Origin of the sequence: Azospirillum sp. Sh1, from assembly GCF_008365135.1 — a bacterium.
Taxonomy (GTDB): Bacteria; Pseudomonadota; Alphaproteobacteria; order Azospirillales; family Azospirillaceae; genus Azospirillum; species Azospirillum oryzae.
This window is the reverse complement of sequence record NZ_VTTK01000018.1, coordinates 65,506-86,474: the sequence shown is the minus strand read 5'-3', so window position 1 is coordinate 86,474 and position 20,969 is coordinate 65,506. Positions and strand designations below refer to the sequence as shown.

Annotated in this window: 10 protein-coding genes, 1 tRNA gene and 1 pseudogene; 3 read left to right on the top strand and 9 right to left on the bottom strand. The window is 66.0% G+C overall.

Translation table 11 applies throughout. The features are described from left to right. Positions 1-105: 105 nt before the first annotated feature. The 3 genes from FZ029_RS18760 (at position 106) to FZ029_RS33645 (ending at position 4,303) form a co-directional block, all read left to right on the top strand. A complete protein-coding gene (locus tag FZ029_RS18760) occupies positions 106-2,133 on the top strand; it encodes a MobA/MobL family protein (protein ID WP_188051977.1) in 2,028 nt (675 codons plus the stop codon). Positions 2,134-3,953: 1,820 nt separating this feature from the next. Further along, complete coding sequence (locus tag FZ029_RS33650) at positions 3,954-4,124, top strand: hypothetical protein (protein ID WP_247892384.1); 171 nt, start codon at positions 3,954-3,956, stop codon at positions 4,122-4,124. Further along, a complete protein-coding gene (locus FZ029_RS33645) occupies positions 4,121-4,303 on the top strand; it encodes a hypothetical protein (RefSeq protein ID WP_247892383.1) in 183 nt (60 codons plus the stop codon). The genes FZ029_RS33650 and FZ029_RS33645 overlap by 4 nt, the downstream gene beginning before the upstream one ends. Here FZ029_RS33645 and FZ029_RS18750 read toward each other — a convergent pair. From FZ029_RS18750 to treS, 9 genes and pseudogenes are all read right to left on the bottom strand, one after another. Continuing rightward, positions 4,284-4,477, bottom strand: a pseudogene (locus FZ029_RS18750) (IS5/IS1182 family transposase); the annotation flags it as partial. The gene FZ029_RS33645 and the pseudogene FZ029_RS18750 sit on opposite strands and share 20 nt — an antisense overlap. Before the next feature lie 305 nt (positions 4,478-4,782). Beyond that, complete coding sequence (locus FZ029_RS18745) at positions 4,783-6,855, bottom strand: site-specific integrase (protein WP_149270902.1); 2,073 nt, start codon at positions 6,853-6,855, stop codon at positions 4,783-4,785. A 122-nt stretch (positions 6,856-6,977) separates the two neighbouring features. After that, positions 6,978-7,051 (bottom strand) — tRNA-Gln (locus FZ029_RS18740). Positions 7,052-7,212: 161 nt separating this feature from the next. After that, complete coding sequence (gene malQ / locus FZ029_RS18735) at positions 7,213-9,405, bottom strand: 4-alpha-glucanotransferase (RefSeq protein ID WP_149270900.1); 2,193 nt, start codon at positions 9,403-9,405, stop codon at positions 7,213-7,215. Between the two features lie 132 nt (positions 9,406-9,537). Then, entirely contained in the window at positions 9,538-10,635 is a 1,098-nt protein-coding gene (locus FZ029_RS18730; RefSeq protein ID WP_149270898.1) for a response regulator, read from the bottom strand. A 154-nt stretch (positions 10,636-10,789) separates the two neighbouring features. Beyond that, a complete protein-coding gene (gene glgX, locus FZ029_RS18725; protein ID WP_149270896.1) occupies positions 10,790-12,928 on the bottom strand; it encodes a glycogen debranching protein GlgX in 2,139 nt (712 codons plus the stop codon). 138 nt (positions 12,929-13,066) lie between these two features. Further along, complete coding sequence (locus FZ029_RS18720) at positions 13,067-14,527, bottom strand: hypothetical protein (protein ID WP_149270894.1); 1,461 nt, start codon at positions 14,525-14,527, stop codon at positions 13,067-13,069. A gap of 276 nt (positions 14,528-14,803) precedes the next feature. Then, positions 14,804-17,008, bottom strand: coding sequence for a 1,4-alpha-glucan branching protein GlgB (gene glgB, locus FZ029_RS18715; protein ID WP_211104176.1), 2,205 nt, complete (start codon positions 17,006-17,008; stop codon positions 14,804-14,806). A gap of 342 nt (positions 17,009-17,350) precedes the next feature. Then, positions 17,351-20,701: a maltose alpha-D-glucosyltransferase gene (gene treS / locus FZ029_RS18710; RefSeq protein ID WP_149270890.1), complete on the bottom strand. Its 3,351-nt coding sequence runs from the start codon at positions 20,699-20,701 to the stop codon at positions 17,351-17,353. Positions 20,702-20,969: the final 268 nt, after the last annotated feature.

The following is a 20,969-nucleotide window of genomic DNA, read 5'->3' as shown; positions in this document are numbered from 1 at the left end:
GAAGCCACAAAAATGGAAGGCGCACTGGAAGACGATAAGCAAACGTACCTGCGGCCCTTATTGCTTATCGCCCCTCAGTGCTTCGTCCTTCGGAGGTATTGGGACATGAGCAACACTTTCGGCGCAGAACGCGACTTCACGCACCTTTCACCTGTTCATCGCTTCGTCCGCGAGAAGGATAAGGCGCTCGCTCATATTAAATATGTTTCGCGCCCGAACGCCGTGCGCTACGCCGAGGATATGATCTTCGTTGGCGACGTGACCGTGGACGGCGTGAACCGGTCCGGCGTCTACCGCTACCTGGGACCAGATCCGGACACCGACACGGGCATCGCTGGCGCCGTCGATGCGCAGCTCTACGCCCATCGCCTCGCCATGATCGACACCGCGCAGAGGCTGGTGCGCGAGGAGTTCGCCGATCCGGACGACGAGGCGCCGGACGATGAGGAGGATCTGGCCGCCTGGCAAGCCGCCAAGAAGCGCACCAAGGATGACCCCCGCAAAGCCCGCATCGACAAGTGGATGCTCCCCCTCCCCGCGTGGATCAGCGAGGAGCAGCAGCGCGAACTCCTGGCGACCGTGCTGCATGAGATCACCGCCGGTGGTCGCGCAATTGCGTATGCCTGTATACACAGAGACAAGCCCGGAAACCCGCATTCACACATCGTCTTCTACGACCGGATGGAGACCAGGGCGTCGGCAGAGCGCCGCAAGGCGGAGCGTGGCGGCAAGCGGGCCCGCCGCGAGTTCGTGCTGTCGCTGAGCGATACCGACGCTCACATGCGGCTGCGTCAGCGCTACATGGAGGTCGGCAACGCGTTCTTGGAATCCTTCGACAGCGGTCACCGCATCGAAGTCCGCCGGTACGAGGATATTGGGATTGACCAGGAGGCCACGAAGCATATCGGCAGCCGCCGCAAGGCCGTCGTCGAAAAGCAGGAGATGGCAGCGGCAATCGACCGCGGCGAGTTTGCGCACCCTGGCCAGGATACCTACCGCAGGCTCAAGGCCCAGTATCGCCGGCAGCACTCCGACGACGATCCGCTCGTGGCGAACCCCGTGATCAAGCGAGCGAACGAGCGCAAGCGCGAAGCTGAGGCGGCGCTGACTGAAGCGGCGGTGATCCGTGGACAAGCGCAGGAGGACCGTCTGGCGCGCCTCACCGCCGACCGGGCCCGCGCCGCCGCGGAGAAGGATGCCGACGAGGCTCACGCCGCCGCCAAAGATGCCCGCGAGCGCGCCGCCGAGCTGGAGCGCATCGCCAACGCCGCCGTTGCCGAACTGGAGCGCGTGCGCCGTCAGGCCACCGACGACGCCGGCGCCTTGGTGCGCGAACGGATCGAGCTGCGCCGCAAGGCTGGTGAGGACGAGCAGTCGGTGCGTGATCGTGAGACCCACCTCGACGGCCTTCAGCAGACGGTTCGGATCCTGTGCGAGCACGTCAACTGCGAAGTCGACAATCTGTGGGAGCGGATGGACTACACGCCGGCGCAACGGGCGAAGGCCATGCACGACCAAATCCAAACCGAGCATCGTGCCGAGATGGAGCGGCAGGTCAAGGAGGCCGACCGTCGCTATAACGAGATGTACCTGAAATGGCAGCATGCCAGCACCGAGCAGGCCGCCGCTAAGAGGGCGCTCAAGGTCGAAACGGCCAAGCGCGAGGAGGCCGAGGGCGCGGTCGAGAAGCTTCAGCGCACCCTGCAGCGGCTGCTCGGCGAGCACTCCGCCCTGTCGTCCGGCCTCACCATCATCGCCAACGGCTTGGACCGGTGGGAGTGGGCCAAGCCCATCGTCCAGGCCATCCGCGCCATCCTGCCGGACGACCAGAGCAAGATGCCCGCCGATCTCGACGACAAGCTTGAAGCGCTTGCCAACGTGCTCAAAACGACCAGCAACGGCGGCACAGGCAAGGCGAACCCAGTGCATGCAGAGTCGATGCCGCCGGTTGCCGAACGCGTCCGCAGGTCCGTGCCGGTGAGCGGGAAGACTAGGTTGATCCATACGGCGGGCCGCGCGATCATGGACGCGATCCGACCTGACCCGGAACTGGTCGATCTACCTGAGATGATGCGGATACCGATGCCGTCGGCATCACTCACACGCCCGCACTCAGACCATGGCGAACGGTGAGCCTGGATATCTGTATGTCTGTATTTCTGTAGTGGTCGGGGTGGGAGCCTCAGCCATCACTTGCTAAGCGTGACAACGCCTGCTTGATCACCGATCATACCTTCAGGAGGATCACACATGGACCCGAAAGCCCTGTTTGAACCCACCCCTCACCCAGTGCGCCTCGGGCCGGACGGGAGCCCATGGCCCTTGTGTCCGTGCGGCGAATTTCAGGCAACATCGACCGGATGGGCCGGCTGGCGGGGATGCCCCTGCGGCGCCGCAACGGGCGAAATCACCAGCCTTGGAACGCCGCACTGGCAGCTGCAGGACCGGGCGCTCATCAATCAACGGCACGAGGCCAGGCGGGAGCGCCGCGGTCGCTGATCGCTGTTCCCATGCCCGACCGAACGGCGTGTGTGGGTGCCCGGCACGAATTCAGCCCACACCGTCCAGATCACACTCTTCGTCGGCGCGCCCAGCTCCAGAAAATCGGGCTGCCGAGTGAGTGGCATGGTGAACATCGGCGGCTGACGCGCCCACAGCTTCTGACACCTTGTCCGCGTACCAATCCTGTGTCAGCACCGTTGCGATCTGCTCCGCTGTGGCGCCGATAGCTCAGGCTTGCCGCTCATCGGTCTCAGGTGGCAACAGAGACGGATATGGCCGACGCGGATTCCGACGTTAGCACTCTCGGAAGCGGTCGCAGATCCTCTCAGAGGTGGAGGCGTGTTGGCACCCGGCGCCACGCCGGCCTGTGGTACCGCACGGGTGCTGACATGCAGACCCGTGACACTGGGGCTGTTTTGGAGCCAATCCGTGTGACACCGCGCAGACTCGTGACATCAAAATACATAGAATTATCAAAGACTTAACCCATGTCATCAGTCATCTGTCACGGGCGTCTCAGCGACTTTCAAAGCTCCCTTGCGACAAAGAACATTTTCTTTTCCACCACCCCAACCTTACCCCAAAATATATAACTTTCCTGTCCCTTATATCATGGGAACACCTGTGACACCCGTGACAAATGTATAAAAATCGAGCATTATCAGGGGTTTAATGTGTTATGGATATGCGGAGTGTCACGGGTTTAAGGCTGGTTTGTCACGGGTCTGCGTGACACTCCGGCGCCCCGGACGGGGCGGAACCGCGCCTCACGGCCGTCCGTCCAGCGAGAAATCCAGCAGATCCTCGGCGAGCGTCATGTTGCGCCCACCGACACGCACCAAGGCGCCAGCCTAATCGGTGAACGTGCGACTAGGGGCCGGGGATCCTGTTCCTGACCGTGGTGTAGGAACCGAGGCGCCCGTCAGTTCTGAGCCCATCATAAAACGGGGGCAACCGCGTCTCGGCTGAGGTATAGCTGGCGCGTTGTCCGACACGCCTCCGCCTCAGACGTTGCACCAGAAGGTGTAGCTGCACGACGTTCGCTCGGCGATGTGGCGCCAAGTGCGGGGGGCGGACCGCCTGTCGCCAGATGCTGAGGGGCTGGAAGGACGAACACCTGCACCGCTTCCGTATCGATGGACGGAGCGATGGAATTTCGGCCATCGGCGCGCTGCACCTTGGTGAGGACGCCGAGGCGGTGCCGCTGGCGCGCTTCCGGTTCCGACCCACCGAGAGCTTCCTCTACGGGTACGATTTCCGCGCCGACTGGCGGATCGACATCCGCGTTGAAAAGGTTCTGGCAGCTGTGCCCCGGCCGCCGCATCCGGTCTGCTTGACCGGGCGGGAGACCAGTCTGCCGGACGCGTGCGGTGGCCCTCAGGACTTCGCCGACCGGCGGCGGACGACGGCCGGCTGGACGTGGCCGAGGATCTGGACACCGTCGCCGCCGTTTGGCGGAGGGAGACCGTTCCGCCCTCGACGATCCCGACGCGTGTCACGCCTTCGAACGGGTGGTGACCCGGCTGGAGGTGCGCCGGCCCTCTCCACCCGGCGCCTTCAAGCGTGCCGCGGTCAACGCCGCTCTGCGGCAGGCGTTCACCGTGGAGCGGAGCCCGGAATGATCCTGATGGCGGTGCAGGTAATGTTCATCGCGGAGAATGGAGAGCGGGAGGTTCACGGGGTGGCCCGGCTCGACCGCGGCGACCTTGTCCCGGAGACGTTGGGGTTGCCGCTGGCCGAGGCGGGGCATGACGGCGGATACCACCGGGAAGGCGCGGTGATCAGCCGACCTTGCGGGTGACCGGCATGCCCAAACTGGTCATGACGTTCATGACCTTGCAGCCGACAACCGCTTCAACCTGCTGCGTGGGCAGAGTCCAAGCGCGCAGGCTGCGTCCGATAAGAACGTTGTACCTGAGGCCACCTCGGCCAGGGAGCGGCGGCTGTACTGGGCCGCCGTCTGCCAGCCGAATTTTGACCCCGATGCTCTGAACCCATGAGCCCGGCGAACGGCACGGCTCGACGATGTCGTCTATCATCTCGATCTCGCCTTCGGTAGACGCCTCGCGGCACGGCTGAGAAGGCGCCTGATGATACCGATCATCAAGAACATGCCTCTGCGCACGATGCGGCGGCACGGCCGTCTCGCATTCCTGCCACCCTCGGCCATCAGTCCCCGACATCTCACGGAAAACGCTATCTATGCCTTCATGGATGCCATGCGCAGGTTGATGCGCCTGCCCAAATCCAGGGCATAGCCGCGGCGTCATCGCTCAGAACTCACCGCCCTTGGGCGAGCCCAGCGCGGTTCAGCCCGATCCCGACATCGAACTCCTCCAGAGCGGATTGAAGAGTGTTCAGCCAATATCCGGACATATAAACCTTGTCAGTCATTCCCTCAGGTTTATGACCAAGCAATGCTTTAATGAGCCCGTCGTTGACCCGTTTGTTCAACAGGTTCGTGTTCATAGTTGTCCGGAAACAATGAAAATCTTTTCCCTTGTCGTACACACCGACGTCCCGTCTGTATTTTGTCCAATCCATGGTAAAATGGTGGGAGAGCGTGTCGAACGAACCGCCACGCTTTACATCCGGGAACAAACGCTGGACGCCACGCTGGCGCTGCTCTTCAACGTACTCCAGGAAGCCCAGCTTCTGAAGCCGAGAGTGTACCGGCACGGGACGTGCGCACCATGGACGCTTGAGCCGCCGGCCCGTGCCGGAACGGATGTCGAGGAACGGAACTCCTTCGATCTCTTTCACGTCTTCGACCCAAAGCTGCAGGATCTCCTCCATGCGGGCGCCGCTGTAGGTGCCAATCAACGGTACCCAATAGAGGCTGTCTTTCAGGATCAACGAGCCCGGTCGATGGCGTGCCGCTGCCGATTCACAGCCAGTCCAAACAGGGGTGGCGAATAGGCTGTGCAGTTCCTCCTCTGTGAAGGCGACGCGAACAATTCGCCGGTTCCGCTCGACATCGGCTTTCGAATACAAAAGATCATCGAAAGGTGTTACTTTGTTACCACCCCGATAGGCACGGCATTTGTCGAGGATGACGCGCAGAAATGTGAGATGCTTATTGACGCTCTTGAGCGCTAGGCGCTCTACCCGATACGCCGCATCCTCATCATCGAAATCGCCGGCTCGCTCAAGACCATAAATGTTGTCAGGACACACGACGCCATTGTTGATGGCTGTTTCCAGTTCATCGGCCAGAGCAATAGCCTCTTGCAACGACTTCCCCGCGAACCGTCCCTTGCCATGCAAACGAGGAACATCGCGAAGAGCCAATTTGAACTGCATTGCGTCATGTTCACTGATTTCGTGCAGCAGAGGATCGCGGCCCAAAAAGCTTACAAACAATCTTACCGCAGTGCCGGCATCCCGTATCGACTTGTCATCCCACGACGCATCCTTCTTCTCTTTGACGCAGTATTTAAGTGCTTCCGACAAGGCAATGCTGGGCTGGCTGGGCGCGGCATTTGCGGGTACGGTCGTTTCGACGGGCAGAGGGGGTGCATCTGGTCGGACAGCCCCAGCATTCATCAGTATGTCCAGTGATGCATCATCTAGGACGGACTCATAATTCCCAAGCTCTCGCTGTGCATTGATCCGGTGAGCTTCGGCGGCCGTCCGGAGGCAGCCTCGTTGAAGTAACCGAAAGTCTGCGTCCGACGGCGCCAGTGTAGGCGCGCAACGATTGAGCAGGCTCTTCGCCATGTCCTGCGCCAGTTCGAGATCGTTGTCTCGTGCAGCGCGCTCCAAGAAGCGAGACAGTCCTTGGTAGAACGCTGCTCGGTCCTTCGGTTTGGCCAAGTCGTCTGGTAGCCCGCCATGACTCAAGCGCTCGACGCCGTCGTCGCCGCCACAATCCCCAGATGAATTTCCATCAGTCACTCTACGGGGGCCTTTTGGCATGCGCCCAAGCGGTTGCTCTTCGACAAGATCAACGTCATCAATGGTCGGCATCGCGGAGATCGGTTCACGCAGGATCTCCTCGAGGGAACTCTGTACCAGAACGGAATGGTTGGTACCGGAACGCAGCGGTGGCAGCCCAGACCTCTGGGGCGGAGCGCGGTGCGCCCGTTCGGTTTCAGCCTGAAGGAGCATGTCATTACGAAGCCTGGCCAAAAGCCCGCGGATTGTCTGATCGCCAGGAGGGTTGGTCATCGCGCGAATCTCTTCCAGTGCAAAGTCCAGCGCGATCCCACGGTAGACCGCGAGGCGCCGATCACTGGTACCCAGCGACAGCCCGAATATGGCCTTCTGTCCGGAAGAAGAAAGATCGCGCGGCAGACGGCGGCGCCAGTACCAAGCCCCATTGCGTAGGTGCAAGTGCGAATGACGGGCCACGGTGCGGACTCCTCGTCGGCCATCGCGGTGTCACAGCTTGGTGTAGCAGTGCGACACAGCGACAGCGTTGCGGGGTGCGCGCCGCCCGTAAGCTCTTGAAAGTGCTGGCCGTTTGGAGAGGGTGGTTGGGGGACTAGGATTCGAACCTAGGCTGGCGGAGTCAGAGTCCGCTGTCCTACCGCTAGACGATCCCCCAGACCGTCACCGGGGCGGCTCGTTTGCCGTGCCCCGTGGTGTGGGCGGGTTTATAGCGACCATGTGCCGGGCTGTGAAGAGCTTTTTTCGCTTGGGATGCATTTTTTTCCAATGGCCACCGGCGGCCCGGATTCCCCCAGGGCCGCCGGTGGCGGACTGCGGTCAGCGCGGGGCGATGGCGGCGATCGGGGCGATGATGCGGCGGAGGTCGTCGTCGGACTCCAACTCCTCCAGCTTGCGAGGAAGGCGGCGGCGCCAGTTGGGGTGCTGGTCCACGGTGCCGGGCAGGTTGGGTTGCTCGTCGTCGGCCAACGCGTCCTCGATCTGCACCATCACGATGCGGGACGGGGTGCGCGCCAGATAAGCGTGGACGGCGGCGGACAGTTCGACGCGGAAAGGCTGATCACCGTCCTCCGTCAGATAGCTGTCCGGGCGCAGCCCCTCGCGCGACAGTGCTTGCAGCAGGCGCCAGCGGTCGACTCCACGATCCCAAACGTCCTTGTCGCGGCTGGCATCGTCTGGATAAAGGCCGAGGCGCCGGCGCCAGTCCAGGTCGCGGCCGGTCCAGAAGCCTTTGAAAGGCGCCAGATCATGGGTGCTGACCGTCGCCATCGACCCGGCGGGATAGTCGCCAGGGGACTTGAAGCCGCCGTCGGCGGTGCGCTCGAAATAGAGCACACGGTAGCTGAGGATGCCGGCCTGCTCCAGCGCCGGGCCGAAGCCCTCCGGTACGGTGCCCAGGTCCTCGCCGATCACGACACAGCGGTTGCGCCGGCTCTCCAGCGCCACAATGCGCAGCAGATCGTGGAAGGGATAGGCGACATAGGCGCCGGGGCTGCCGTCCTCCGCAATCCAGAACAGATGCTGCAGCGCCATCACATGGTCGATACGGAGCGCCGCGGCATGGCGCATGTTGGCGCGCAGAAGCTCGATGAAGGGGCGGTAGGCGGACTCGCGCAGGCCCAGCGGCGACAGAGGGGCAAGGCCCCAGTTCTGCCCGTTCATGTTGAACTGGTCGGGCGGCGCCCCGACATTGGCGCCCTGCACAAGCATCAACGGGTCGGCCCAGGCGGAGCCGCCACCGGGATGGGCGGCGACGGCGAGGTCGCGATAGAAGCCCATGGCAAGCCCGGCCGAGCGCCCGCGCGTCGCGGCCTCGCCCAGTTGGCGATCAGCCTCGAACTGCGCCCAGGCGAAGAAATCGACGCGGTCGGCATGCTCGCGGGCGAAGGCGGCAACCTCGGCGCTCTGCGGGTCCTGGAAGGCGGCCGGCCAGCTCCGCCACATCCACTGCGCGGAATCCTGGCGGAAGAAATGCTCGTGGAGGGCATCGAACAGGGCATGGCGGTCGAGCGCGGGCCCCATGTCCTGCCGGAAGGCGGCATAGGCGGCCTTGCGCGGGTGGTCGTCGGGGAGAGCACGGAAACGGGCGTGCAGAGCCTCCAGCAGCGGCAGCTTCAGTGCGGCGACGGCGGGGTAATCGACCAGTTCCGCCTGCCGGGCGGCGGCCAGTGCGGACTGGAATGCGGGCGCCTCGATCCGGGCGCGCAGATCGTCGGCGCCGGCGAATTCGGGAACGGAAGCCGGGTCGATGTAGAGGATGTTCAGGAACTGGCGGCTGGACGGCGAATAGGGACCGATGTGGTTGGGGTCGGCCGGGAACAGGGCGTGCAGCGGGTTCAGGCCGACAAGCCCGGCGCCAAGGCGCCCGGCAACTTCCGCGAAGCCGGCGAGGTCGCCGAAATCGCCCATGCCCCAGTCATGCTCCGACCGCAGCGAATAGACCTGCAGGCCGATGCCCCAGCTGCGGCCGGCCGGCACCATCTCCTCCACCGTCACGCAGCGGTCCGGCGCCACGATCAGGGTGGTGGAGCCGGACGGCCCAGCCGTCCCCCCGGCGGTCTCCACATGCAGGTCCAGCCGGTGGTAACCGATGGGCAGCGATACGGGCAGCTGGGCGCCCAGCGCGCGGCGCTCGTAGGCCGTGCCGTCCAGGGTGGCGCGGTCGGTGACGGGCAGGTCGCGGATGGCAATGCGGCCACCCTGGGCCGTGCCGCCCTCCGGCGTCAGGTCCCACGCCAGGGTGGCATCGTCCAGGCCGGCCGGCAGGGCGACGCCCAGATCGATCCCCTGCCCTTCCCCGATCACCAGCACCGGCGGCAGCGGGCGACTCCAGGACCGGCGTTCGACCGTGTGGAGGCTGTCGGCGACCTGGTCGTCGGTGGCGGCCGGCAACCCCATGGCGGCGATCAGTGCCCGTTTGGTGGCGGTGGAGGTCTCCCGCCGGTTGCCCCAGATGTCGTGATAGTGGGGTTCTAGTCCAAGCAGATCGGCCAGCCGGTCGAGATCACTCATGCAGGGTCCCCGCGGGTTGTACGGAAAGAGGGTGGGGCTTAGGGATTGGGGTCGCGGCCCGCGGCGTCAATGCCGCCCGGCGGCCTATGCCATCGGCACTCCCCCATTGACCGGCCCCATTGACTGGCCCCATCAGCCAGCCGACAGGGCGGTGCCCGCCGGCCCGGCCTTGGCCGGCGGCGGAGCGGAGGAAGCGATGGACTCGTTCGCGGTCTCGCCCGCCGCATCGGCGGATGACGCCGCCAGCGCCGATGCCGCAGCGGCGGCCTTGGCTTGGGCGATCTGCTCCAGCCGGCTGCGATAACCGTCGACGGCGGCGGCAACCTCTCGCGTCATCGCCTCGAGCGGGCGGTCGGGATCGACGGCCTGCATCAGGGCGCGGGACAGCGCCTGCAACTGGTCGCGGTCATCGGCGGAAACCGGACCGGCTTCGGCGGAGGTCCGCACCTTGTCGGCCAGGGATTTGATGGCGCGGGCGACCGCCTCCACCGGGGCATGGTCGCCGTCGTCGCCCAGCCGGCGCAGCAGATCGTCGAGGAAGCCGCCGATGCGGCCGACATGGTCGATGGACATGCGGTCCGGAACCGGCCGCGCCAGTCCGGCCAGGGCGAATTCGACCAGGAAGGCGACCTGGATGCTGGCGCGCAGCCGCTTCTGGGTGGTGACGGTGGCGATCGCCTCGTTCAGCCGCATGCGTGCGCCGGACTGGGACCATTGGCCGGTCGCCTTCAGCCGCAGCGTGTTGGGCGCGTCCAGCACCGGCACCTGCGCGCCCTCGCGCGGGGATTTGCGGCGGTCGGGGCCGGTGTAGTCGGCGGTGACGACGAAGCCCTTGCGCGCCTCGATCAGGCTGACGATGCGCTCGCGCACCTGCTTGGGCGACACCGGCTTCATCAGCAGATCGTCGCCGCCGGCATTGGTGACGCGGGTCAGCAGCGCCGGGGTCGGCGCCCAGGTGGTGACGATGACGCAGGCGAAGGGGTTGGGCACCGCCGGTTCGTTGCGCAGGGAGCGGATGAAGCGGAAGGCTTCCGAATCCTCGCCGTCGGCATCGACCAGCACCAGATCGGGCATGGCGGCAGCCAAGAGACCGGTAGCGGCCTTCACCGAATCGAACAGCTCCACCCGGCGGAAGCCCAGCCGGATCAGCACGTCGCGGAACACGCGCGCGGTGTTGAGCTGGCTGTCGATGATCGCGGCGTCGACCTGCGAGAAATCGTAATCCGGCATCGTCCTACCCGAAGCTCCGCTGCCGCTGTGACGGGAACGCGCGGCGTAGCGTAACACGCTTTGTCTTCGCCCGTCGCGGTAGCATCTCCGCCGGGGGGATGGACAGTGGGCAAAGGATCGCAGGGCGATGCGCCACCGGTTTCATGCCCGCCCCTCACATGCCCGGCTGCTCCACCAGGGTGAAGACCAGGACGGTCCGTCCGTCGACCAGGGCCGAGCGCCCGGCCAGATGGATGCGCTCGTCCCCCGCCCCATCGGCGACGCGGGTGTCGAGCACGCAGCGCCACCCCCGGCCGCCCGGCACGTCGGGCAGGGTCACGGTCAGGATGTCGGCATGGGCGTTCAGCACGATCAGCAGGACCCCGTCGGACAGTGGCTGCCCGTCCGGGCCGACATGGGTGCCGGCGCGGCCGTTCAGCAGCAGGACGATGCAGCGCGCCTGGGTATTGCGCCAATGCTCCGCCGTCTTTTCCACCCCCTGGGCGTTGTACCAGACGATATCCTTCAGCCCGTTGGCCGCCACCTCCCGCCCATGCAGGAAGAGGGGGCGGCGCAGAACCGGATGGGCGCGGCGCAGTGCGACCAGCCGGCGGACGAAGGACACCAGCGACCCGTCGCGCCTGGACCAGTCGAGCCAGGTGATGTCGTTGTCCTGGCAGTAGGCGTTGTTGTTGCCGTCCTGGCTGTGGTCCAGTTCGTCGCCGGCCAGCATCATCGGCGTGCCCTGCGACAGCATCAGCGTCGCCAGCATGTTGCGTTTCTGCCGTGCCCGCAGTTCCGTCACCGCGGGATCGTCGGTCGGCCCCTCCACCCCATGGTTCCAGGAGCAGTTGGAGGAATGGCCGTCGCGGTTCTCCTCGCCGTTCGCCCAGTTGTGCTTGTCGTTGTAGGAGACGAGATCGTGCAGGGTGAAGCCGTCATGGGCGGTGATGAAGTTCACGCTGGCCCAGGGGCGGCGCCCGCGCTTCTCGAACAGGTCGGCGGAGCCGGCGATGCGGCCGGCCAGTTCCGGCAGCATGCCGTCGTCGCCGCGCCAGTAGCGCCGCACGGTGTCGCGGTAGCGGTCGTTCCACTCCGCCCAGCCCGGCGGAAAGTTGCCGACCTGATAGCCGCCGGGACCGACGTCCCACGGCTCGGCGATCAGCTTGACGTCGGCCAGCACCGGATCCTGCCGCACGGCGTCGAGGAAGCCGGAGCCGGGGTCGTAGCCGTAGGGCTCCCGCGCCAGCACGGTGGCGAGGTCGAAACGGAAGCCGTCGACATGCATCTCCGTCACCCAGTAGCGGAGGCTGTCCATCACCATCTGGACCACGCGCGGATGGCTGAAATCCAGTGTATTGCCGGTGCCGGTGTCGTTGATGTAGTAGCGCGGGCTGTCCGGCATCAGCCGGTAGTAGCTGAGATTGTCGATGCCCTTGAAGGACAGGGTCGGCCCAAGATGGTTGCCTTCGGCCGTGTGGTTGTAGACGACGTCGAGGATGACCTCGATCCCCGCCTCGTGCAGGCGGGCGACCATCGTCTTGAACTCCGACAGGACGCCGGTGTTCATGTAGCGCGGCTCCGGCGCGAAGAAGCCGATGGTGTTGTAGCCCCAGTAGTTGGTCAGGCCGCGGGTGACGAGATGCTGCTCGTCGGCGATGGCCTGGACCGGCAGGAACTCCACCGAGGTGATGCCGAGCGCGCGCAGATACTCGATCACGCTCTGGGTCGACATGCCGGCGAAGGTGCCGCGCAGATGGGCCGGCACCTCCGGGTGGCGCATGGTGAAGCCGCGGACATGGGTCTCGTAGAGGACCGTGTCGGTCCAGGGCACCCGGCGGTGGCGGTCATGGCCCCAGGTGAAGGCGCCGTCCACCACCCGGCATTTCGGCATGCCGCGGGCGTTGTCGCGCCGGTCGAAGGATAAGTCCTCCTTCGTCGAGCCGACCCGGTAGCCGTAATGGGCATCCGACCATTTGAAGCCGCCGAACAGCGCCCGCGCATAGGGGTCGATCAGCAGCTTGTTCGGGTTGAAGCGGTGCCCCTCCTCCGGCTCGTACGGCCCGTGGACGCGGTAGCCGTAGAGCAGGCCGGGACGCGCGTCGGGCAGATAGCCGTGCCAGACCTCGTCGGTGTGCTCCGGCAGGGTGATCCGTTCGACCTCGCGCTGGCCGGTCTTGTCGAACAGGCAAAGCTCCACCCGCTCGGCATTGGCGGAGAAGAGCGCGAAATTGACGCCGAACCCGTCCCAGGTGGCGCCGAGCGGATGGGGCTTGCCGGGCCAGACCGGGGTGCGGGCGGGGGTGGAGGGCATGCGGACTACCGGTGGGGGAAGACGAAAGAGGATGGCGGGAAAACCACAGCCGGATCAAGCCGATACGCGACCCGGCACGGGCCGGTCGTGCAAATTCCGCAGTCCAGGGCGCCTGCGGACCGGATAGGCCGACCCTGGCTAGAGACCGAAGTCATGGCGGAGCACCCCGACGCCGAAGACGCATTCCGTAAAATTGCGGTCCAGGAAATCGGGCTGATGGAAATCCATCAGGTCCAGTCCGCCGGGCGGGAAGCCCCAGGCGGCATTGTGTGCGACGCGGGCGGGAAGCCAGGGATCCTCCGGCAGGAACCGGCGTTTCGGATAGGACTTCATCAGGAAACGGTATGGGAAATCGCGCCGGCCGATGAACAGCGGCGCGCAGCCGGCGGTGTCGGCCAACCCCACCGAATGGGAATCCGGCTGGATCCAGGCGCGCGTCAGGTGGCGGGAGGCCGTCGAACGGGCGAAGGAACAGATGCCGAAATAGGCCTCGGCATCGAGCGCCCTGCCATAGCCGCCATCGACGGGATGGAAATCGAGCCCGGTGAAGCTCACCGCGTTGAACCCGCTGGCTTCCACCCCAGCCAGCGCCGACCGCAGGGATGGCCCGAAGACGGTCGGTGCAGCCCGCTGGTTGCCTTCCAGCAGCAGCATCCAATGGCCCGGACAGGACGCCGCCACATCCTCCACATGGTGCCAGAAACTGTCGAACTTGCCGTCATCGGCGACCAGCGGGGTGGCGATGCGTTCCAACGCCGCCAGCTTTGCCGACTGGCCGCCCAGCAGCTCATGGGTGCCGTCGGTCGATCCCAGGTCGATGGCATGGATACGGATGCCGTCGGCATGCAGCCGGCCGACCAGCCCCTCGACATGCTCGGCATCGTCGCGGGTCACCAGCAGCGCAGTCACCGGGCGTTCCTGCCGGGCCAGCGCGGCCGGCCGGGCATTGCGGTCGATCACCGCCAGAATGGTGCTCTTCGGTCGGCCGCGGTTGTGCGAAGCGGTCAGCCCGGCATGCATCACCGGCAGGCCGAAACGGTCCAGCAGGGCACGGAACTCCGCCAGGGTCCATTCCCGCACATGGCAGGGATTGGGCGGCGGCCCGGCATGGCCGGGGTGATGGGTGCGCTCGCGCTCCGGGGTCGAAATCAGACAGGCCCGCACCGCGGGCGCGATGCCGGCCAGAACCTTCAGCAGCCCGTCGGGCCGGACCAGATGCTCGATCACGTCGGAACAGACGACGACGGCGTCGGCCAGGGTTTCCGGTCCCAGCGACCGCAGGGCTTCGGCAAGCGCCGGCGCCTCCTCCCCATCCAGGTCGACGGTCAACCAGCGGCCGAACGGATAGGTGGCGCGGCAATATTCGATATTGCTGCCGTAATCGATGCCGACCACCGAAAACCGTCCGGCGAGCAGCCCCAGCTTCTTCGCACCGCCGCAGCCGATATCGATGATGGTGCGGGCACCATAGCGGTCGGCCAGCACCGCCGCCGCCGCGTAGACGTCGGGCTGCCAGACCACCCTGCTGCCGTCGGTATCCTCGGTGTAGGCGGGGTCGAGCCGGTGGCGGTAACCGCTTGCGATGCAATAGTCGTTCATGGGCGCCGCCGTGATCCGTCGGTTTGGGTCGATGGAGTCGCGATGGGCGTTTGGAACAGGATGGAACAGTTTCCCGGCACCTGTTCCACTGTTCCATCCGTCGTCCCGTCGGGAAAACGGCGCATCCGGCAATCGGTCATCGGGGCGGACATGCGCAGGCCTCCTTCATCCGGGAATGGACTCGTCCCATCGGAGACTCTTCCTATCACGGATGGGCGGCGGCGGTAAGCCCGGCACGGCAATCCGACCGGGCGTGCGCCCTGCGCCTCCTCTCCCCTACTCCGCCTTGCGCTCCAAAATCAGCGTGGACAGCGGCGGGATGGTCAGGTCGAGCGAATGGGTGCGGCCGTGCCAGGGCATCTCCTCGGCATAGACGCCGCCGCCGGGGTTGCCGAGGCCGCTGCCGCCGTATTTGCCCTCGTCGGTGTTCATCCGCTCGACATAGCGGCCGGGCAGCGGGACGCCGACGCGGTAGCCCTGGCGCGGGACGGGGGTGAAGTTGCAGACGGCGATGACGATGTGCTCGGGATCGTCGGCCTTGCGCAGGAAGCTGTAGACCGAGTTCTCGTTGTCGTTCGATTCGATCCACTCGAAGCCGGACGGGTCGCAGTCGGTCTTGTGCAGCGGCTCCAACTCGCGGTAGAGGCCGTTCAGGTCGCGGACGAGGTCGCGCATGCCGCGGTGCATCGGCTGGTCCAGCAGGTGCCAGTCCAGGCTCCGCGCCTCGCTCCATTCGTTCCACTGGGCGAACTCGCCGCCCATGAACAGCAGCTTCTTGCCGGGATGGGCGAACATGAAGCCGTAATAGGCGCGCAAATTGGCGAACTTCTGCCAGTCGTCGCCCGGCATCTTGTTGATGAGCGAGCCCTTGCCGTGCACCACCTCGTCATGGCTGAGCGGCAGCACGAAGTTCTCGGAGAACTGATAGATCAGCCCGAAGGTCATCTGGTGGTGATGATAGCGGCGGTGGATCGGGTCGTTCTGCATGTAATGCAGCGTGTCGTGCATCCACCCCATGTTCCATTTGTAGCCGAAGCCGAGACCGCCGAGATAGGTCGGCTTCGACACCATCGGCCAGGAGGTCGATTCCTCCGCCACCGTCATGGCGCCCGGCTGCTGGCCATAGACCAGCTCGTTCATCCGCTTCAGGAAGGCGATGGATTCCAGGTTCTCGCGCCCGCCGAACTTGTTGGGGACCCACTCCCCCTCCTTGCGGCTGTAGTCGAGATAGAGCATGGAGGCGACGGCATCGACGCGCAGGCCGTCCAGCTTGTACTGGTCGAGCCAGAACAACGCGTTGCCGAGCAGGAAGTTCTGCACCTCCGTCCGGCCGAAATTGTAGATCAGGGTGTTCCAGTCCTGGTGGAAGCCCTGGCGCGGGTCGGCATGCTCGTAGAGATGCGTGCCGTCGAAATCGCCCAGCCCGTGCGGGTCGGTCGGGAAATGTCCGGGCACCCAATCGAGCAGCACGCCCAGCCCGGCGCGGTGGCAGGCGTTAACGAAGTCCTTGAAGTCCTCCGGCGAGCCGTGGCGGGCGGTCGGCGCATAGAGGCCGATCGGCTGGTAACCCCAGGAGCCGTCGAACGGATGCTCGGTGATCGGCAGAAGCTCGATATGGGTGAAGCCCATGTCCTTGGCGTAGGGGATCAGCCGCTCCGCCAGTTCCTGGTAGGTCAGGAAGCGGTTGTCCTCCTCCGGCACCCGCGCCCAGGAGCCGAGATGCACCTCGTAGATCGAGATCGGCGCGGTGCGGTCGGAGGTGGCGACCTTGCGGCTCTGCCACTCCTGGTCGCGCCACTCGTAGGGCGGCAGGCCATGGACGACCGAGGCGGTGGCCGGGCGCATCTCCGCCTGGAAGGCGTAGGGGTCGGCCTTGGCCGGCATCAGGTTGCCGTTGGGTCCCCGGATCTCGAACTTGTAGCGCTGGCCGGGACGGGCGCCGGGAACGAAGATCTCCCATACCCCGACCTCGACACGCCGGCGCATCGGCAGGCGGCGGCCGTCCCAGTTGTTGAAGTCGCCGACCACGCTGACGCTGCGGGCGCTCGGCGCCCAGACGGCGAAGGACACGCCGGTGACGCCGTCGACCTCCCGCGGATGGGCACCCAGCTTCTCGTAGGTGCGCAGGTGGGTGCCTTCGGCCAGCAGATGGACATCGAGTTCGCCCAGCATGTTGCCGAAGCGGTAGGCGTCCTCGAACTCCTGGGTCGCCAGCGGGTATTGCGCGCGCAGGCGGTAGCGGAAGCGCTCCGTCCGGTCGGGCATCACCGCGAGGTAGAAGCCGTCCGGGTGGATGCGCTCGGCCTCGCCCGCCGGTTCGCCGGTGGCGCTGTCGATCACCCACAGCCGCTCGGCGCCGGGCACGAAGGCGCGGACCTCCACCGGGCGGCCGGCGGCCTCCTGCTGCATGCCCAGCACGGCGAAGGGATCGCCATGGTCGGCCCGCGCGATGGCGTCCGCCGCCGCGCGCAGGGCCTCCATCCGGTGATCGGGCCGGTGATCGGGCCGGTGATCGGTGGCGCTGTTACGGCTTTCGGAGACGCCGGTCTGCGCCTGATCCTTGCGGGTGTCCGTCGTCATGTCGCTCGCCATTGGCCAAGTGCCCTTCTTCGTGGAGGCCCCAACGTCCTGTGGACCACAACCGTTCCATCCCCGTCATCCCCGCGAAGGCGGGGATCCAGGCTTACGCGCTAAACCCCGTTTTGGGGAGCCCTGGATTCCCGCCTTCGCGGGAATGACGGCCGACGGAGGGAACGCCTTACTCCGGAGGTGAACATACCCGCGGCGGTTTCGTCACACCATTCCCGCCGCGGATTCGCCCGGTCACCCCTTCGCGCCCGCCTCGTTGGCATCGTCGAGAAGGCCCAGCACGCCCTTGACCGGGATGCCGATCCAGTTGGGCCGGTTCGCCGCCTCGTAGCCGATCTCGTAGAAGGCCTTATCCAGCAGGAACAGGGTCAGCAGGCCGCGTGCGGTGCCGGCTGCGGACGGCCAGGCCGGGCAGCCCTCGATCACCGTGCGGTAGCCGTCGAGGAAGGACTCGACGCTGCGGCGCTCCCAGTCGCGGGCGGCGGCCAGTGCCGGGCTGTCGCCGCTGTTGGAACCCTCGCCCGCGCTGTCCAGGCGGAACAGCGCCGCCCAGGCGGCATAGTTGAAGGAGCGCAGCATGCCGGCCACGTCGCGCAACGGGCTGGATTTGGCGCGGCGTTCCTCCAGCGTCTTGGCCGGCTCCCCTTCGAAGTCGAGGATGTACCAGTCGTTCTGCGCCCGCACGACCTGGCCCAAATGATAGTCGCCATGGATGCGGGTCTTGACGCCGTCGGCGGGCATCGACGCCAGCGCCGCCAGCCGGTCCATCGCCTCTGCCCGGCGGGCCAGAAGCTGTTCGGCATCGGCGCGCACGTCGGCCGGCAGGCGGTCCAGCGTTCCCGGCAGGGCGGCGAAGGCCGCCTCCGCCTGGACGCGGGCGGCATCGGCCCAGCGCGCCAGATCCTCGGCGGTGATCGGCTCCGGTTCGAAGGCTGGATTGCCGGAGCCTTGCGCCAGCGCCCGGTGCAGTTCGGCGGTGCGCTGCCCCAGCGTGGTCATCATCACCAGATGCATGCCGAAGGGCTCGCCCGATTCGGCGGCGTCCTCGGTGGTGCCGGCGACGCCCAGACGGATGTCCTCCAGCTGGCGTTCCAACTCCTCGACCGTGCTGGCCCAGCCGTCGCCCTGGTTGCGGACGAAGGCCTGCGCCACCGCCAGCGCCGTCGGCGTGCCGTCGGCGGCGACCTGCTCCACCGTGCCCAGCAGGGCGGGCGTGTTGGCGAAGCCGACCTCGGTCAGGAAGCGGCCCATCTCGACCTCGGGATGCTCGCCTTCCACCAGACGGCGCAGCACCTTCAGCACGATCTGGCTGTCGACCAGGACGGAGGTGTTGCTCTGCTCGACGCCCAGGCGCCGCACCTCGGCCTCTTCCGACAGTTCGATGGCGTCCAACGCCTCGGTCGCGGTGAAGCGGACGACGTCGTCACCGGCGTTGGCCTTCAGCGTGTCGCCGCGGCGCAGCGCCTCGATCAGCGCCAGGGCGAAGCCGTCGGCCTGCACGGCGTCATAGATGGCGCCGGTCCTGGGACCGCGCCGCACCTTGCCCAGCGTGTAGGGCAGCAGCGGCCAGCCGGTGCCGCCCGCCCCGCTCTCCCAGCTCATCGCCAGCGGCAGGAAATAGCTCTGGTCGGCGGCGGCGCCGTCCGATCCCATTCCGCTCAGCCCAACCTGCGCCCGGACCAGCATGAAGCCGTCGCCGGGGCCCGGAAGCTGGGCGGCCATGGTGACGTGCGACCGGGTGATGCGGCGGTCCTTGGCGGAGAACCAGCGCTGCTGGGGCAGGAAGGCCTGCAGGATGTCGCGGCCCAGCTCGTCTGCCGCCTTGCCGGTGGTCAGGCTGTGCCAGCCGTCGCGCATGACGATGGTCAGCAGGTCCGGCACCGGCTCCGGCGGGGTCTCGTGCCAGGTCGGCAGCTCCGCCTCCGCCGTCAGGGCGAACCAGTAGAAGCCGTAGGCCGGCAAGGTCAGCAGATAGGGAAGGTCGCCGATCGGCGGGAAGACGGTGCGGCCCAGCAGTTCGACCGGGATGCGGCCCTTCCAGGTCTTCAGGTCCAGCTCCACCGCCTGGGCAGAGCGCGACAGGTTGGCGACGCACAGCGCGATCTCAGACCCGCTCTCCGTCTCCAGGCAGCGGACATAGGCCAGGACCTTGCGGTTGCCGGGATAGAGCAGCGAGAAGCTGCCGCGGCCGAAGCTCTGGCGCTGCTTGCGCACCGCCACCAGCCGCTTCATCCAGTTCAGCAGCGAGGACGGGTTGCGCGCCTGCGCCTCGACATTGACGGCCATGAAGCCATAGATCGGATCGAGCACCGCCGGAAGATAGAGCCGCGCCGGGTCGGCACGCGAGAAGCCCCCGTTGCGGTCGATCGACCATTGCATCGGCGTGCGCACGCCGTCGCGGTCGCCGAGGTAGATGTTGTCACCCATGCCGATCTCGTCGCCGTAATAGAGCACCGGCGTGCCTGGCATCGACATCAAGAGGCTGTTCAGCAGCTCGATCTTGCGGCGGTCGTTTTCCAGCAGCGGGGCGAGGCGGCGGCGGATGCCGAGGTTGATCCGCATGCGCCGGTCGGCGGCGTAGAAGTTCCAGAGATAGTCGCGCTCGCTGTCGGTGACCATCTCCAGCGTCAGCTCATCGTGGTTGCGCAGGAAGATGGCCCACTGGCAGTCGGCCGGGATGTCGGGCGTCTGACGCATGATGTCGGCGATGGGATGCCGGTCCTCCATCGCCACCGCCATGTAGATGCGCGGCATCAGCGGGAAGTGGAAGGACATGTGGCATTCGTCGCCGCCCTTTTCCGGATCGCCGAAATAGGGCAGCACGTCCTCCGGCCACTGGTTGGCCTCGGCCAGCAGCATGCGGTCGGGATATTCGGCGTCGAGCGCGGCGCGGATCGCCTTCAGGACATCGTGGGTTTCCGGCAGGTTCTCGTTGTTGGTGCCCTCGCGCTCCTTCAGATAGGGGATGGCGTCGAGCCGCAGCCCGTCCACCCCGATGTCCAGCCAGAAGCGCATCACCTTCAGCACCTCCTCCAGAACCTCGGGATTGTCGAAGTTCAGGTCGGGCTGGTGCGAATAGAAGCGGTGCCAGTAATAGGCGTTGGCGACCGGATCCCAGGTCCAGTTGGACTTTTCCGTGTCGCAGAAGATGATCCGCGTGCCCTGGTATTTCTGGTCGCTGTCGGACCAGACATAATAGTCGCGGTGGTTCGACCCCGGAGGCGCCTCCCGCGCGCGCTGGAACCAGGGATGCTGGTCGGAGGTGTGGTTGATGACCAGTTCGGTGATCACCCGCAGGCCGCGGTTGTGGCATTCCTCCATGAAGCGCCGGAAGTCATCCAGGTTCCCGTAGGTCGGGTTGACCGAGGTGTAGTCGGCGATGTCATAGCCGTCGTCGCGCAGCGGCGATGGATAGAAAGGCAGAAGCCACACCGCCGTCACCCCCAGTTCCTGGATATAATCCAGCTTCTGGGTCAGGCCGGCGAAATCGCCGATGCCGTCATTGTCGGCGTCGAAGAACGCCTTGATGTGCAATTGGTAAATGACGGCGTCCTTGTACCAGAGCCGGTCCTGCCGATCGATCATGGGTCGAGCACTTTCGAGAAGCGTTTGACGGAACACGTGTCGCGGGAACACGGGACGGAAACAAGACACAGGGGCGAAGGTTTCACCCGAAGGCCTGTCAGACAACCCCTGACTTCCGGATAGGCAGGACGGCGAGAACCAGGGCGTACCACGTTCAGAGGGGCCGGCCGGAGGTTCCGCTCGACCGTTCGAGAGCGCAGCAATCAGAACCGGACATCGATTGACGCCGAAGGGTTATCCAGGCAGGGTGGCTCTACGCACAACCTTA